This window comes from uncultured Kriegella sp. (assembly GCF_963975415.1).
GTDB lineage: Bacteria > Bacteroidota > Bacteroidia > Flavobacteriales > Flavobacteriaceae > Kriegella.
The window spans coordinates 129,809-145,130 of the sequence record NZ_CAXBGN010000010.1 but is presented as its reverse complement, the minus strand read 5'-3'; the positions used below and the strand labels follow the sequence as shown (position 1 = coordinate 145,130).

Here is a 15,322-nt window from a genome sequence, read left to right as displayed (position 1 = left end):
AAAATAACTTTTTTATGAGGATTTCTTTTTTAGGATTACTGTGTATTGCTTTTATTTCCTGTAAAACAGAACCGGAACATACCGAGCAGACAAAAAGCATAACCACGCCTATTGAGTCTGCCGATATAAATTATGATCCCGAGGCAAACCTGCAGCAGTTGGGTATAACGCTCCGTACACCTTCGGCGCCGGTAGCGAATTATGTGAATGCAGTTCGAACGGGAAACCTGATTTTTCTATCGGGCAAGGGGCCATTGCAGGCCAATGGCGAAAACATCACGGGAAAAGTCGGTACTGAGCTGACCATAGAACAAGGGTACGAGGCAGCAAAGGTGACGGCCATCAATCAGCTATCGGTATTAAAGGTCGAATTGGGTAATTTAAATAAAGTTAAACGTGTTGTAAAGGTATTGGGTATGGTCAACGCAACCTCTGACTTTACGGACCATCCAAAGGTCATAAACGGTTTTTCGGATACTATGGTGGATGTCTTTGGCGAAAATGGAAAACATGCCAGGGCAGCGGTAGGTATGGGCTCGTTGCCCGGGGATATTGCCGTAGAAATTGAGATGATTGTCGAGGTCTACGGAAATTGATTATATTTGGTTTTCACGCTAGAAATGCGCTGTTAACCACCATGAGTATCAGTATAAAGACCAAACATACCGCAAGACGATGCTGCCATCTAATTTTTCTTTTCTTGGTCCTGAGCGGTTGCAGCCCTAAGGAAGAACCCGAATTTTTACTGCGAACGGCACTGCTTGTCAATGAAGAACATACCTGGTTCAAGGCCTTTGCCTATTTCGGTGAAATTCTAGAAGAACGCTCTGAAGGACGTATCAAGGTCGAACTCTATCCCTCGGAACAGTTGGCCAAAGAAATCGAAGCCATTCGTTTGATACAGGCGGAAGTAATCGATATGACGACCACGGGATCTACGTTAACCAATTGGTTTGAGGCGGCTACCTTTTGTGAGCTTCCCTTTTTGATGCAAGACTCAACCGATATGAACCGTTATATTCAAGGTCCGGTCGGAAAATTGATGGAAGATGAAATGATTAAAAAAGCAGGACTTCGGGCCCTGGGGCATTTTGAACGAGGGCCAAGACATTTGACTTCCAACAGACCAATACGGCATCCCGATGATTTAAAGGGATTGATTATAAGAGTGCCCAACGTGCCGGCCTTTGTAACCACATGGAGCGCTTTGGGCGCAAAACCGACTCCCATGGCATTTTCCGAAGTATTCACGTCGTTACAACAGGGTACCATTGAGGCACAGGAAAATCCGTTTGCCATGATCAACAACGCAGGGTTTTCTGAAGTGCAAAAATACTTGAATTTGACAGGCCACGTCATAAGTTGGGTATATCCGGTTGTAGGAGAAAAACAGTTTCAAAAATTACCCCCTGACCTTCAAGAAATTTTTCTGCAGGCCGGTAAAGAAATGCAGGCTTACGAGCACCGTCTTTTTCTTGAAAATGAAAAAAGTGTACAAAAAGAATTAAAGGCTGATGGTATGCAATTTATCGAAGTGGATAAGGAAGCCTTCTCAAAAAAATGTGAACAGGCCATTTACGAAAGCCTTTCCCCAGAAATGCAGAAAATCTATGACGAACTGAAACAAGAAAAAGGTGATGCTATATAAAACAATAGGGCGTCTGCTCAAAATTGGGACCCTCTTGAGTACCTGGGGGTTAATGGCAACGGTATTACTTCAGATTTTTTGTCGTTTTTCGCCTTTTGATACGCCATCATGGACGGAAGAAGCATCCCGACTATTCTTTATTTATGCCATGTCGTTTGCTGCAGGTCTGGCCATGAAGAATGAGTTTTACGTACACCTCGATATGTTCTATAACCGTTTTTCTGCGCGATTGAAGAAAATTTTGAACGTAGCCATTCCTATAGTTACGTTGCTTCTTTTTCTGGTTATGGCCTTTTATTCCATACAATTCATAATCTTGGGAATTCCTGAAAAATCTCCGAGTATGGGCTTTAATATGGGCTTGGCGTTCATTAGTATGTTTATTATGGCAACGTCTATCAGTTACTATCTGTGGAGGAAAATCCGAAAGATATACAAAACCACAAAACTATGATTTGGATACTGGTTATCGTTTTTGTGCTAAGTCTGATACTCCGATTTCCTATTGCTTTCGCCTTGGGATTGTCTTGTTTGAGTTATTTGTTGGTAAAGGGAGTCCCGCTTATTATTGTTCCGATGAAGATGTACTCGGGTATTGATGTATTCGTGCTGTTGAGTGTACCAGGGTTTATTATGGCGGGCAATTTGATGAACCGGGGTGGACTTACCGAAAAAATTATCAAATTCTGCAACCACTTGTTGGGCCACATTCGTGGAGGACTTTCATTAGTGAATATTGGAGCCTCGATGCTCTTTGCAGGAATTTCGGGAACGGCTATTTCCGATACGGCAAGTATGGGGTCGATTATGATTCCTGCGATGAAAAAAGAAGGCTATGACACTGGTTTTTCCTGTGCGGTTACCGCGGCCAGTTCTACCATTGGACCGATAATACCTCCAAGTGTGCCTATGATTATCGCTGCAACCTTGAGTGGCCTATCCGTAGGGAAGTTGTTCTTGGCCGGTGCGCTTCCCGGGTTGTTATTGGGGGTCGGCCTTTTGTTCACGGCCTATTTTATTTCGAAGAAGAAGAAATATCCCAAACATAAGCGCAGCAGTTTAAAAGAAGTGGCTCGGGGTTTTGTCGACACCTTTTGGTCATTATTGATGACCTTTATCATCCTTTACGGAATTATAGGAGGTATTTTTACACCAACGGAAGCGTCTATCATAGCGGTGGTTTATGCTTTGGTTATCGGCAAATTTGTTTACAAAAAACTGAATTTTAAAAACATTCAGGTCATTTTACTTGACAGTATGAAGACTTCCGCAAGCCTTATGGTCCTCGTCGGTTTTGCAAACCTTTTTGGCTACATTCTGATTACGGAACAAATTCCACAAAGCATATCTAACGAAATTTTAGGTTTTACTGACAATAAATACGTCGTCTTGCTACTCATCAATTTGTTGTTGATCGTCGTAGGCACATTTATGGAAACCATTGCGGCCCTGCTTATTTTGTTTCCTATTTTATTGAAGGTAGCCCTTGCCGTCGATGTCGACCCCATTCATTTTGCGGTAATTGCGGTTTTGAATTTGATCATTGGCCTGACCACTCCACCTGTTGGGGTTTGCCTTTTTGTCGCCTCCAGTATTGGAAAGATATCGATCGGGGAGGTAAGTAAGGCCGGTCTGCCCTTTTTGCTGGTCAGTTTCGTGGTATTGATCCTAGTGACCCTTTTCCCATGGTTTTCACTAGTCTTGCCAAACCTATTTATCGATTAGAACAGGGCGAACAACCAAAATTTATCAATAGAGAACACCCATTAAACAAACAAAATGCTATGAATAAGATTATTAGCCTAGTTCTTTTCCTTTTCGTTTTTGGAACTGCTGGTATAAACGCCCAAAGTGATACCTATGTTCTAGAGGAAGACATCCCGTATTATCCGGCCGATGTTCGTAATTCTGATGCGTATATCAAAGAACGCTGTAAGTTAGATGTCTATTACCCTAAAGACGCTGAAGGTCTGGCAACGGTTGTTTGGTTTCATGGCGGTGGATTGGAAAGTGGTGAAAAGCATATTCCTGACGGCTTAAAGAATAAGAATGTGATTGTTGTAACGGTGAATTATCGGATGCATCCGAAAGTGAAACATCCGGTATATATCGAAGATGCCGCTGCTGCGGTTGCATGGACGTTTAAGAATGTTGCCAAATACAACGGAGATCCGAAAAAAATAATTGTAACCGGACATTCAGCCGGGGGCTATTTGGCTAGCATGGTCGGGTTGGATAAAAGTTATTTAAAGAAATTTGATATTGACGCCGACGACATAGCCGCATTGGCTCCTTTTAGCGGCCATACCATTACCCATTTTACCATCAGAAAAGAAATGGGAATCGAAGGTACACAACCCATAATCGATAAATTCGCACCACTTTATCATGTGCGCAAAGATGCTCCACCCATGTTATTGATAACCGGTAATCGCGAATTGGAAATGTTGGGTAGGTATGAAGAGAATGCCTATTTCTATAGAATGATGAAAGTGGTCGATCACCCTGATATTGAATTGATGGAGTTGGATGGGTACGGGCATAATATGGTATACCCTGCGGTTCCGTTGTTGTTGGATTTTGTCAAACGTAAAACGGCTGGGCAAACGCAAAAACAGAACTAGTTCGCAATCATATTGCCTTCAAAATCGATTTCCACAGCAAATGGATCGAAAATGTCATCGGTAATAATACTGATTTGTCTACGGTTTAGGGGTGCTAGTTTGCCAAAGTCTTGCAAGGAATAAAACGAGGCCCATTTTTTTTGGATAGCTGATGCCGAACGATTTTTTCCAAGACTAAAAATTACCTCATTCATAAATTTTAAAGTGATTCCGGCCCCAGAGGCGGCTATTTTTTCCATTTCGGGATAATAGGGAATCAATCCTGAGATCCATTCATTTTCAGAAACGATTCTATCGGGGTAGAACCACGTTTGATTAGCCCATTTGTAGGGTACACCATATCCCTTTAACACACCAGATGTTCCGATGCGCTGTATGGCCTCGAATGCCTCGTCATCTTTTTTAACATCAATAAAAGGCATCAAATACGCCTTATTTGTTAATAAAGCATTTTGAACATTTCGAATAGAAATCGCGGAAGGTTTTTTGTTTTCGCTGATGGCAGTTGCCGCCAAAGCACCGGCCGCCTGCCCGATGCCCAATACGACAGGTTGCAAACGGGTCGCGCCGTTAACGATGTTCGAAACGCTTATATTCTTCTCCGCTACGATAAAATTTTCTACCGATTCAGGAATCAAACTACCCAGCGGAACATTGTAACTGGGTACTCGAATATTAATAAAATCGATTTCGGGTGTGCCTTTCGGATTTTTGTCCCGATGATGATCAATGGGGTAATCACCGACTGCAATCCCCGTTTTATAAAAGTTGTAGTCATAGGGGCGTTCCAAATGGTCAACGGTCAAAAATACTTTGCCTTTGACCCGACGGGCTTCCCGATCATACGGAATCATCGGGAAATTATCTTTTGTCGGAAATTCGTCAGCAACACGAAGGTGTTGAAATCCCAGTTCATTTTGAATGTAATAGACAAAACCTTGGGTAAAGCTTTTGGCGTCCTTTAATTTTTCTTGGCGTTGCAGTGAGGTTAATTCGGGCCAATTGACATAGAAATCATTGCCGCAATTGGGCCAGTTGATCATGTATTTATGGTTGGGAAGCTTGCCATAACGGATCATCTGCTCACAACCCGAGACGCCCCCGAACATTTGTCCAGCTTCACGTTTGCAAGCACATTCAAATTCAGCGGCATTATAGTTTTTTGGTTTTTTGACCAATCCCTTTTTATTCCCACGGAGGTGGGAATCCTTCGAAACATCCTCTAAAATCACACAATAAGTCAAATCTTGTACGGTAGAGTTTCCTTTTTCCGGGGCTTGCTTTTCGCCCGTTTCGCTTTTTGCATCCATGCCTACACGGAAATCTGCATTTACTAATGGTAATAATTCCCCAATTTCCGTGGCGTCGATGAGAATTTTGGCAATAACGTAATATGACTTCCCATTTTGCCGGTAGAAAACTTTCCATCTTTCGCCCTCTTTTTGGATATCGGTATAAACGGCATTGAAAACAAGGTTCAAATTTGTGATGTCGGCCATCTGACGTAGAATGTTATTGCCGACCGATGGTTCGAAAAGCGTGTGGCTTACCCAACCGGTTGCGACTTCTTTGGGGCCACCATAATGGGCATACAACGAATCCCTGAACTCGCCCCAGATGCCCGAGGGCATTTCGTGATTGCCATCGATTGCTGAAACCCCGGCAGATGTGAGCATACCACCTAACCATGGTGTGGATTCCAAGATTTGTACTTTTACCCCCATTCGTGCTGCCTGTATACCAGCCGAAGTTCCCCCGGCGCCACCCCCAATAATTAAGACATCAACTTGACTCTGTGCTTGAAGTAAAACAAGCCACAAAAGGCTGAGCAGCACTAATAAATTTCTTTTTCCCACAATTCAATTGGATTAAAAATAGGGTTAAGTTACAAAATGCCCAGTAGATTTTAAGTGTTTTGCTGAGGCAAAGGGTCTTCTTAGGTCGCAGGGAATGCACTAATAATGGATGTTTGATATACTCGTCTTGTTGACCGAGGTTATACAACAAAATCAAAATAATTTCAGTGCTGAATTAATCTTCAACGTTTATAAGAGTACGCTTCTTTTTGTACTTTCTTCCATACCATAAAAGCGCCCCCGTAACGGGCAGGCTTGCGGTAAGTAGGCTTGCTAGGAAAGCAATAATTTTACCGGCGATGCCTCCGATTGCCCCTATATGAATGTCGTAGTTCATTCGCAAAATTTTGTCGGCTACTTTTGCATTTTCATATTTTCCATAAATGGCCTTTGTTTCTAGTTCTTCCAGAGTATTTTGGTCAAAAAAACGGTAATCGGCATCGTAGTACAGTCCTTCACTGTTCGTAACTTCAACATAAATACTTTCGTCCGCTGTTTTGGGATAGTGTAATTCGAACCCCACGGCGTTGGGTGATTCCTTTTGAAGTTTTACAATTAAAAAATCCATAGGAATTGTGCCATCGGCGTCTTGTGGTTTCCCCGTATTTTCAGGAATGATAAAAGCTGGGACTTTTTCGCCGCCAACCGATTTGTATACCACATATTTAAGCCAATTATAAGAAATGACCGACCCCGTAAATGCGAGCACCAGAGCTAGTGAACAAATATAAAACCCGGTTACGGTGTGTAGGTCGAAGTTTTTGCGTTTCCATCGGGTATTGGGTTTCCAATCGAATTTTAAGCGTTGCTTTATATTTTTGCGTTTTTTGGGAAACCATAAAATAAAGCCTGAAATGATTATCAGAATAAAGGTCAGAATACAGGCGCCAACTACTTGTTCACCTATTTCCTTGGGAAGCCAAATTCGCATATGACCTTTTAGGATGAAGGCAAAAAAACCGGAGAGGTGGTCGTCGACCTGAATAACTTCGCCCGAATACGGGTTTAAAAAAACACTCCGATAAAATTCTGGATCGGGGTCATAAAAGATAACCTCGATGGCATCGTCAGCTCCCTTAAAGGCCGTACCATGAACAGTGTTTTCGGGAAATACCTCTTCTGCAAGTTTTTTTGCGACTGTCGGCGTTAAAATAGGTAGGTTTTGGGGTGCCACTTTTTTATAGTCATCGTAAAAACTTTCTATTTCTGCCCTAAACGCCCAGCAGCAGCCTGTAATTGCCACGACAAAAACTACTGTGCCGGTAATAAGGCCTAATATTTTGTGAAGCTGAAATATGAATTTCTTAACTGTCATTGGTGTCTTTTTGGGGCTGCAACCTTTAACGGCATAACAACCCTCATCTTTTGATTAAAACTTATACGAAATATTCGCTAACAACGCTCTCGGCATTTGTGGGTTTATGGTGGACCAACCTTTGTAATACTCTTTGTTAAAGGCATTGTTCAGCTTTAGTCCGAATCTATATTTATGTGCGCTATAAAAAACAGAAGCATTGGCAACGGTATAGCTGGGTAGAATAAATTCTCCGGTCGAGGCGTAGTTAATCGCAAAACGCTCACTTGCACCATTAAAACCAAGGCCTAGTCCGAAACCATCTAATTTTCCATTTTGAAACTCATAATTTGCCCAAAAATTATAAAGTGTTTCCGGCCCGGCCTCTAGCGGTCTCCGATTCAGTATTTCGGTATTGTCAGATTTTGTGGTTTCACTATCGTTATTGCTATAACCCGCTCTAATATTCATGCCCCTGAATGGGTTGGCATTTAATTCAATTTCAAACCCCTTGCTAACGACTTCACCTCCTTGAATTTTATTAAAAGGAGAAGAGGGGTCTGTGATGACGCGATCGGTCACGGTGATATCGTAGTAACTTACGGTAGCGTTGAGTCTATTGTTGAACAGGTTGGTTTTTATTCCGAATTCCAATTGATTGGCCTGTTCCGGTTTGAAAGTTTTGAGGGTTTGTGCACCGTTGTCAGGGTCTCCAACCAATTGTGGCGCAACATTGGTAAAGCCGTTTTGGTAATTGGCAAAGAGGGATAATCTATCGAGGATGGGTTGATATAATAGTCCGAATTTTGGTGATACCGTAGTTTGGTCGAAATCGTCATCGGGGCTTGTCAAATCCCCTTCATTGTCAAATCTATCTAGGCGTAAACCTACTAATGCAGAAAGGTTGTCTGTAATGTTCAGTACATCGGAAGCGTAAATGCTATAAATGTGATATTTTGATTTGATATTGCCGATCGGTTGTGATGCTAGAACCCCATCAACCCCAGTAGCGGATAATGGGTATGAATCCGTTTCAACGTCCGGCGTGAAAGGGTTGTCTCCATTTGCACCGCCTTCAGGAGTAATATTTCCGTAGAAGGCATAGCCACTATTGTTGCTAGTTTCGGTTGCGTTGAAATAATCCAATCCAATAACGACTCTATTTCTTAAAGATGCGATTTTAAAGTCACCAATAAAGTTCTGTTGAATATCGGTAGTCTGGGTATTCGCATTTTGCTTGCTGATAAATCGGGTAAAGGTGTCGTTGCCTAAAATACCATAGTCGAACAAATAGGAATAATAGCCTTTTGTTGAGGTAGTGCTTTTAGAAAGTAGCGTCTGGGACTGCCAGGCATCTGATAATTTATAATCCATTTCTATTCTGTAGTTCTGATTCGGGTTTTGGAGCGTCAAATCATTACTGGTGAAAGACAATTTGTTGTTGTATCTCAATTCATCGAGATTATTCGATTCTGTTGGTGCACTTCTATTCAAAAATAAAAAGGTCGGGTTCGTTTGTTCCGCTTGCGTTATTTCACCATAAAAGGAGAACGAAAGTTTATTAGTTACTTTATAGGAAAGAGAAGGGGCGATAAAAAAGGATTTTCTAAAACCGGCATCTTGAAAACTCTGTTCTGTCGTATAAGCTGTATTTATACGAAAATATAAGTTGTCGTTTTTGCTTAAGGCAGTATTGAAATCTCCTATGATTTGATTCAGACCGTATGTTCCAGAGACAAAGGAGAGTTCGCCTCCTGTGCCTACATACGGTTTCTTGGTGACTACATTTATAAGACCGCCATAAGAGCTTACTGCATTGCCGAACAAGGTGGCCGACGGACCTTTTAACACTTCGATACGTTCAATATTCGCAGGGTTTATTGTGCCGTTTGTCAAACCTGGTAGGCCGTTGACCAATTGTGGTTGAACCGAAAAGCCACGCAGACCATAATACCCAGCGCCATCGCCTCCTCTACCGGTAGATGCCCATAGCTGTTCTACACCTGTTGCATTTTTTAGTGCATCATCGAAATTGGTAATTACTTGTGATTGTAATAATTCGTTCGTAATCGTGCTGTATACTTGTGTGTTCTCAATGTCTTTTAAAGGTAATTTGGAAACGTAGGCTGTTCTCTTTCTTGAAAATTTGTTCGTTCGCTCACCTTCTACTACGACTTCATTTAAGATTTCGTTTCCTTCGTAAAGAACGATAGCCTCTAAATTGAGCGAACGATTGTTTGATATGGAAGCAGGAATCTCCCGAGTTCTGAAACCTAAATAGGATATGGAGAGCGTATAGTTTCCGTTTTCAAGATTGGTGATTGTAAATTTTCCGTTTTCATCGGTTTGAGTTCCCTTTGCAGTGTTTTTAACCGAAACATTTACTCCAAACAGTGGGTTTTGTTGATTGTCGGTAATGGTTCCGTTTATAGTGCCTCTTTGGCCAAATACCAAGTTGCTTAATAAAAACAGCAGTAGGATTGGAAGTTGGTTTTTCATGTATATTTATTTAGACTTGATATAAATAATAAGTTTCGGCAAATGTATTTTGCGAAAAACTCTTTTCCAAATTATTTATATTAAATCTAAATAATAATTATTTCGAATATTGATTTTCAAAGTTGTTGCTACAACTTTTTATTCTTGCCGAAATAACTTGTGATTGTCTTTTAAGACTGTCAAAAAAAACTTTATTTTTGCCATCTTCTTTTGGCCCCGTAGTTCAATGGATAGAATAGAAGTTTCCTAAACTTTAGATGCAAGTTCGATTCTTGCCGGGGTCACTTTTTCAAGTCAAGGCGCTACCTTCAGAACAGATGTTTTAATTTTGTCAGCAGTACAGTCGTCACTGCCTTTTCGCCCAAATCTCGTACATGGGTTCGCCTTTGCTGTTTTTGCCTGTGTGGTGCCAATCCCCATTTTTAATTCTATAGTTGAATTTTAGTGATGCGCCGACCCGTGAGTTATCTTTAGAAAAATAGGATATGGTTTCAGTGTATACGCCATTTTTAGAGGTGAAGCTGCCACCGCCGGTACCGGAAAATTTAAAGGTCTTGGTATCATAGGCTATCCACTGAAAATGGCCGTCCATTAGAAATTTTAAAGTTTTTCTAGAATTTTCTTCCCCCCTTCGTTCTTGACCCTTGTCAGGGCCTCGTGTTGCAAAAAGCCACTGCCCGTCCAAATCTTGTTCAATTTTCGCAGATAGCTCGAAGGTTAGTTCGTCGGCTGTTTGTAATACCAGATTACGCCCTTTCATAGCATATGGTAATGCCAATTGGGTAGCGCCATTCGTCTCATAATCTGAATTGAATTCTAAATTTACTTTTAAAATATCATTCTTGACTGTATAAAACCCCCCGACGGTTTTGATGAAATTGGGGGGACTGGTGGTGTAGGAGGTGTACACAAAATAATTACTATTCAATTTTATTTCATGGTGAATCATTTGACCATCGCTTTCTTGTTCAGTGTGATAGACACCTGGTGAAATCTGTGCCTTTACGCTCACTGCCGAAGTAAGAAGGCAAACAAAAAGAAAACGGGATACTGATTTTATAGATTTCATAACTAAGATTTTATCCTTCCAAAATAGGGATTAAATAAGTTATAATCAATAGTTTGTGCTAAAACTTAGTGTTGAAATCACTGGTTTCTTGGTGCAGTATATTAAGCTTTTTTAAATTTTTTTATAAATCCTTTTTTTTTCACTTTTTTTCTTTTCATTTGTCATAGTTTTTAGTTGAACAACATGCAATTTGTTTCTGTGTTTGCGCAGTGGAACTTTAGTTCTATTTTTTCTGCAGCTACTTACCTGATCGGGGGCCAAAATTTCTGGCCTACTGCGGTAGCTTCCGCTATTAAGCGAAGCCAGCGCATGAATTTTTTTGTCCCGAACACGGAGAAGAAAATTTTGATTTGAATTTTGAAATCCAACACCCTTTCCGTGAACGTATAAGGTGCATTGCGTTTTTGCGTCTCGTTTGTATATCTTTCATAAATCCATTTTAATGAACACCAAATACATTGATTTAATAGATCAGACCTATTTTTTTCCACAAGAGGAGTTCAATTTGAACGAAGGGAACCTAGAGTTTCACGGTATTCCCCTTGCAGAGCTAACGGCCAAGTATGGCAGTCCGTTGAAGTTTACTTATTTGCCCAAAATTTCTGAAAATGTGGCCAGGGCAAAAAATTGGTTTGCTAATGCATTGAAAAAGCATAACTATAGAGGCAATTATCAATACTGTTATTGCACCAAAAGTTCTCATTTTCAGCATATTTTACACGAAGCTTTAAAAAACGATATTCATATAGAAACATCGTCTGCATTCGATATAGACATCGTAGAACGACTAAAGCGAGATGGAAAAATAAAAGAAGACACCTTTGTAATCTGCAATGGATTCAAAAGGGCACAATACATCGAGAACATTGCAAGGCTGATTAATGAAGGACATCAAAACTGTATACCTGTAGTCGACAACTATGAAGAAATCAATCTGCTTTGTGATGCAATAGATGATTCGTTTAAAGTAGGTATTAGAATCGCGTCTGAAGAAGAACCCAAGTTTGAGTTTTATACCTCGAGACTGGGTATCGGATACAAAAATATTGTCCCTTTCTATGAAGACCAAATCAAGAACAATGAACAGATAGAGCTTAAAATGCTCCATTTTTTCATCAATACGGGCATTCGTGATAATGCCTATTACTGGAACGAATTGGTCAAGTGCCTTAAAGTATATGTGCGGTTAAAGAAAATTTGTCCATCACTGGACAGTTTAAATATCGGAGGAGGTTTCCCCATTAAAAATTCGCTTGTTTTCGAATACGACTACCAGTACATGGTCGATGAAATCATCAATCAAATTGTTTTGACCTGTTCAGAAGCAGATGTTCCCGTACCCCATATTTTTACTGAGTTTGGTACTTTTACGGTAGGCGAGAGTGGTGGTGCTATCTACGAAGTGCTTTACCAAAAACAACAGAACGACCGTGAAAAATGGAACATGATAGACTCTTCCTTTATCACCACGTTACCTGATACTTGGGCAATTAACAAGCGGTTTATATTATTGCCGATAAACCGATGGAACGATGAATATGAAAGGGTACTCTTGGGAGGGTTGACTTGTGATAGTGATGATTATTACAATAGTGAGCAAAATAGAAACGCAATATATCTTCCAAAATACAAAAAGGAAAAACCGCTCTATATTGGTTTTTTCAACACAGGCGCGTATCAAGAAAATATAGGAGGTTATGGAGGATTGCAGCATTGTCTGATTCCGCAGCCAAAACATGTTTTAATCGATAGGGATGAAGGTGGTAACCTGACCTACGAACTTTTCAGCGAGCAACAGAAATCGGAAAGAATGCTCGAAATCTTGGGATATTCATAGTAGGAGAAGTAAATGATTCCTTCATGAAAATGATTAAAAGGGTGATAAAAATTAAAAAAGAATTATTTATATTCTTTTCTCAAGCGGTTTTGATGGCATATTCTTCGGAATGTGTAACTTCAAACAAATAAACAGTTTATCTAAAACAATATAATTACAAACTTATTAGACCATGAGCACAAAAAAGAATTACGCCGGTATACCCGACGAGTTCGCACAACTAGAAGAGGCTAAAATTGTCTTGATTCCCGTACCCTACGACGGCACCAGTACATGGGGCAAGGGCGCAGACAAAGGCCCGAAAGCTTTTCTCGAAGCTTCCGAGAATATGGAGCTCTATGACATTGAAACCGATTCTGAGGTTTATGAGCAAGGTATCTACTTGGCTGATGCTATTCTAGAAAATAGTTCGCCAGAGGCAGTGGTAAATGCTGTACACAAAATTACCAAGGAGTATATTAAACGAAATAAGTTTGTAACGCTCTTTGGTGGTGAACATTCAATTTCTATCGGAACAATTCGGGCTTTCAACGAGTGTTTCGATAACCTGACCGTTTTGCAGATCGATGCACATGCCGATTTAAGGCAGTCGTACGAAGGCAGTAAATACAATCACGCTTGTGCGGTTCATGAGGCAAGCCAGAATACCAATCTCATTCAAGTAGGTATACGAAGTATGGATGCCATTGAAAAGACTTTTATGGACGAAGAAAAAATGTTCTTTGCCCATGATATGGTCAACGATGAATATTGGATAGATAAGGTTATCGAGGCAATGACCGACAATGTATTGATAACGTTTGATTTAGATGCTCTTGACCCCTCTATAATGCCCTCGACGGGTACTCCCGAGCCGGGTGGGCTGTTCTGGTACGAGACATTGGAGTTCTTAAAAAGGGTTTTTGAAGAGCGAAACGTCGTAGGTTTCGATATGGTCGAACTATGCCCTATTGCAACCGATAAGTCTTCCGATTTTTTGGCAGCCAAATTGTTTTACAAAATGTTAAGTTATAAATTTAGTGATGAAGCTGTAGATGATGACTATGACAATACCTATGACATCGATTATAAATCGGGAGGCAACAATTTAAAATTCAAGAATGACGACGAATAAGGGAGCGATTTCCAATTTTATAGAAAAGTATTATTTGCATTTCAATGCAGCTGCTTTGGTCGATGCCGCAAAGGGGTATGAGGCCCAATTAGAGGCAGGTGCCAAGATGCTGGTTTCTTTAGCGGGTGCTATGAGTACGGCCGAATTGGGCAAAATATTCGCCGATATCATACGGGAAGATAAGGTTCAGATAGTTTCTTGTACGGGTGCCAACCTTGAGGAGGATATTATGAACCTTGTAGCGCATAGTCATTATAAAAGAGTGCCGAATTACCGGGATCTGACCCCGCAAGATGAATGGGAGCTGTTGGAAAAGGGTCTAAATCGGGTGACAGATACTTGTATACCCGAAGAGGAGGCTTTTCGAAGGTTACAAGAACATATTTTTAAAATTTGGAAGGATGCCGAAGATGCTGGTGAACGCTATTTTCCGCATGAGTTTATGTACAAGATGTTACTTTCTGGGGTTTTGGAAGAACATTATGAAATTGAACTAAAAGATTCTTGGATGTATGCTGCAGCAGAAAAAAACCTGCCTATTGTCTGCCCTGGATGGGAAGACAGTACCATGGGTAATATTTTTGCTAGCTATGTTCTAAAAGGTGAACTAAAGGCAAGTACCATGAAATCAGGAATTGAATATATGACCTTTTTGGCCGATTGGTATACTGCCAACTCACAAAACGGCATAGGATTCTTTCAAATAGGAGGAGGTATAGCCGGTGATTTTCCGATTTGTGTAGTACCTATGCTTTATCAAGATATGGAGCGTACCGACACCCCTTTCTGGAGCTATTTTTGTCAAATTAGCGATAGTACCACAAGTTACGGGTCGTACTCTGGTGCAGTTCCCAATGAGAAAATCACATGGGGAAAGCTAGATATCGACACCCCTAAATTTATTATAGAAAGTGATGCAACTATTGTTGCACCTCTTATTTTTGCTTATCTTTTAAACCAATAAATGCCCTATGGACAATCTAAAACGTGTAATCGTTGATTTTAAAAAACTGACACCAGAAGTACTCAAACTACTGGTCGAACGTTACCCTGATGGGTATGATGACCGCAATATCATTACCTTTAAAAATGCCCAAGGAGAGCGCGTTGAAGCTGTTGAGGTATTGACTGAAGATACCAAGTATTTGGTGAAAATAAGCGCCAAGTTGGAATATACCATGGAAAATTACGATGAAGATGATTATGAAGATTTTGAAGATGATGATCCAGAAGCTGTTCCAGATCCCGATATGTCTGAAGATGACGATGAGGACTAATCCATTTCCCTTCAACTTTTTAGTTCTTATGTAAAGGTTGACCGACTTTTATATTTTTCGCAAAGCTGACATGAATAATGTGGGGGGACTTTGATGTTCCTTCA

13 protein-coding genes and 1 tRNA gene are annotated in these 15,322 nt (G+C 40.7%); 10 read left to right on the top strand and 4 right to left on the bottom strand.

What is annotated here, in order from left to right:
• The first annotated feature begins 14 nt into the window (after positions 1 to 14).
• Genes AACZ88_RS18985 through AACZ88_RS18965 form a run of 5 tightly spaced genes read left to right on the top strand, consistent with a single transcriptional unit; the run spans position 15 to position 4,272 of the window.
• On the top strand, positions 15 to 596 hold the full coding sequence (locus tag AACZ88_RS18985; protein WP_339713778.1) for a RidA family protein: 582 nt from the start codon (positions 15 to 17) through the stop codon (positions 594 to 596).
• Positions 597 to 637: 41 nt separating this feature from the next.
• The gene (locus tag AACZ88_RS18980) at positions 638 to 1,648 is read left to right on the top strand and encodes a TRAP transporter substrate-binding protein (RefSeq protein ID WP_339713775.1); all 1,011 of its coding nucleotides are present in this window, start codon (positions 638 to 640) and stop codon (positions 1,646 to 1,648) included.
• Positions 1,638 to 2,102, top strand: coding sequence for a TRAP transporter small permease subunit (locus AACZ88_RS18975; protein WP_339713772.1), 465 nt, complete (start codon positions 1,638 to 1,640; stop codon positions 2,100 to 2,102). Before AACZ88_RS18980 ends, AACZ88_RS18975 begins: the two co-directional genes overlap by 11 nt.
• Positions 2,099 to 3,373 carry a TRAP transporter large permease gene (locus AACZ88_RS18970; RefSeq protein WP_339713769.1) on the top strand — a complete coding sequence of 425 codons (1,275 nt, stop codon included), beginning with the start codon at positions 2,099 to 2,101 and terminating at the stop codon, positions 3,371 to 3,373. Before AACZ88_RS18975 ends, AACZ88_RS18970 begins: the two co-directional genes overlap by 4 nt.
• Before the next feature lie 59 nt (positions 3,374 to 3,432).
• Positions 3,433 to 4,272, top strand: a complete 840-nt coding sequence (locus AACZ88_RS18965; protein WP_339713766.1) for an alpha/beta hydrolase — start codon at positions 3,433 to 3,435, stop codon at positions 4,270 to 4,272.
• On the opposite strand, the gene AACZ88_RS18960 is transcribed toward AACZ88_RS18965, so the two are convergent.
• The 3 genes from AACZ88_RS18960 to AACZ88_RS18950 all read right to left on the bottom strand — a co-directional run bounded on the left by AACZ88_RS18960 (position 4,269) and on the right by AACZ88_RS18950 (position 9,921).
• Positions 4,269 to 6,128 carry an FAD-dependent oxidoreductase gene (locus tag AACZ88_RS18960; protein WP_339713763.1) on the bottom strand — a complete coding sequence of 620 codons (1,860 nt, stop codon included), beginning with the start codon at positions 6,126 to 6,128 and terminating at the stop codon, positions 4,269 to 4,271. The two genes, AACZ88_RS18965 and AACZ88_RS18960, sit on opposite strands and share 4 nt — an antisense overlap.
• Positions 6,129 to 6,303: 175 nt before the next feature.
• Positions 6,304 to 7,443, bottom strand: coding sequence for a PepSY-associated TM helix domain-containing protein (locus AACZ88_RS18955; RefSeq protein WP_339713761.1), 1,140 nt, complete (start codon positions 7,441 to 7,443; stop codon positions 6,304 to 6,306).
• Positions 7,444 to 7,497: 54 nt separating this feature from the next.
• The gene (locus AACZ88_RS18950; RefSeq protein WP_339713758.1) at positions 7,498 to 9,921 is read right to left on the bottom strand and encodes a TonB-dependent receptor; all 2,424 of its coding nucleotides are present in this window, start codon (positions 9,919 to 9,921) and stop codon (positions 7,498 to 7,500) included.
• A 212-nt stretch (positions 9,922 to 10,133) separates the two neighbouring features.
• On the opposite strand from AACZ88_RS18950, the gene AACZ88_RS18945 reads away from it, so the two are divergent.
• Positions 10,134 to 10,205, top strand: a tRNA-Arg gene (locus tag AACZ88_RS18945).
• Between the two features lie 62 nt (positions 10,206 to 10,267).
• On the opposite strand, the gene AACZ88_RS18940 is transcribed toward AACZ88_RS18945, so the two are convergent.
• Positions 10,268 to 10,990, bottom strand: coding sequence for a hypothetical protein (locus AACZ88_RS18940; RefSeq protein ID WP_339713755.1), 723 nt, complete (start codon positions 10,988 to 10,990; stop codon positions 10,268 to 10,270).
• A 442-nt stretch (positions 10,991 to 11,432) separates the two neighbouring features.
• Between AACZ88_RS18940 and AACZ88_RS18935 the strand changes: the two genes are divergently transcribed.
• The 4 genes from AACZ88_RS18935 (at position 11,433) to AACZ88_RS18920 (ending at position 15,218) form a co-directional block, all read left to right on the top strand.
• Positions 11,433 to 12,827: an arginine decarboxylase gene (locus AACZ88_RS18935; protein WP_339713752.1), complete on the top strand. Its 1,395-nt coding sequence runs from the start codon at positions 11,433 to 11,435 to the stop codon at positions 12,825 to 12,827.
• Positions 12,828 to 12,999: 172 nt separating this feature from the next.
• Positions 13,000 to 13,941 carry an agmatinase gene (gene speB, locus AACZ88_RS18930; protein WP_339713749.1) on the top strand — a complete coding sequence of 314 codons (942 nt, stop codon included), beginning with the start codon at positions 13,000 to 13,002 and terminating at the stop codon, positions 13,939 to 13,941.
• Entirely contained in the window at positions 13,928 to 14,905 is a 978-nt protein-coding gene (locus AACZ88_RS18925) for a deoxyhypusine synthase family protein (RefSeq protein ID WP_339713746.1), read from the top strand. The genes speB and AACZ88_RS18925 overlap by 14 nt, the downstream gene beginning before the upstream one ends.
• 7 nt (positions 14,906 to 14,912) lie before the next feature.
• Positions 14,913 to 15,218, top strand: coding sequence for a hypothetical protein (locus tag AACZ88_RS18920; protein ID WP_339713743.1), 306 nt, complete (start codon positions 14,913 to 14,915; stop codon positions 15,216 to 15,218).
• Positions 15,219 to 15,322: the final 104 nt, after the last annotated feature.

What these genes read in the sequence shown, in the direction of transcription:
- AACZ88_RS18985 (WP_339713778.1), top strand. Translation starts at nt 15, where the DNA reads ATGAGGATTTCTTTTTTAGGATTACTGTGTATTGCTTTTATTTCCTGT.
- AACZ88_RS18980 (WP_339713775.1), top strand. Translation starts at nt 638, where the DNA reads ATGAGTATCAGTATAAAGACCAAACATACCGCAAGACGATGCTGCCAT.
- AACZ88_RS18975 (WP_339713772.1), top strand. Translation starts at nt 1,638, where the DNA reads ATGCTATATAAAACAATAGGGCGTCTGCTCAAAATTGGGACCCTCTTG.
- AACZ88_RS18970 (WP_339713769.1), top strand. Translation starts at nt 2,099, where the DNA reads ATGATTTGGATACTGGTTATCGTTTTTGTGCTAAGTCTGATACTCCGA.
- AACZ88_RS18965 (WP_339713766.1), top strand. Translation starts at nt 3,433, where the DNA reads ATGAATAAGATTATTAGCCTAGTTCTTTTCCTTTTCGTTTTTGGAACT.
- AACZ88_RS18955 (WP_339713761.1), bottom strand. Translation starts at nt 7,443, where the DNA reads ATGACAGTTAAGAAATTCATATTTCAGCTTCACAAAATATTAGGCCTT.
- AACZ88_RS18950 (WP_339713758.1), bottom strand. Translation starts at nt 9,921, where the DNA reads ATGAAAAACCAACTTCCAATCCTACTGCTGTTTTTATTAAGCAACTTG.
- AACZ88_RS18940 (WP_339713755.1), bottom strand. Translation starts at nt 10,990, where the DNA reads ATGAAATCTATAAAATCAGTATCCCGTTTTCTTTTTGTTTGCCTTCTT.
- AACZ88_RS18935 (WP_339713752.1), top strand. Translation starts at nt 11,433, where the DNA reads ATGAACACCAAATACATTGATTTAATAGATCAGACCTATTTTTTTCCA.
- speB (WP_339713749.1), top strand. Translation starts at nt 13,000, where the DNA reads ATGAGCACAAAAAAGAATTACGCCGGTATACCCGACGAGTTCGCACAA.
- AACZ88_RS18925 (WP_339713746.1), top strand. Translation starts at nt 13,928, where the DNA reads ATGACGACGAATAAGGGAGCGATTTCCAATTTTATAGAAAAGTATTAT.
- AACZ88_RS18920 (WP_339713743.1), top strand. Translation starts at nt 14,913, where the DNA reads ATGGACAATCTAAAACGTGTAATCGTTGATTTTAAAAAACTGACACCA.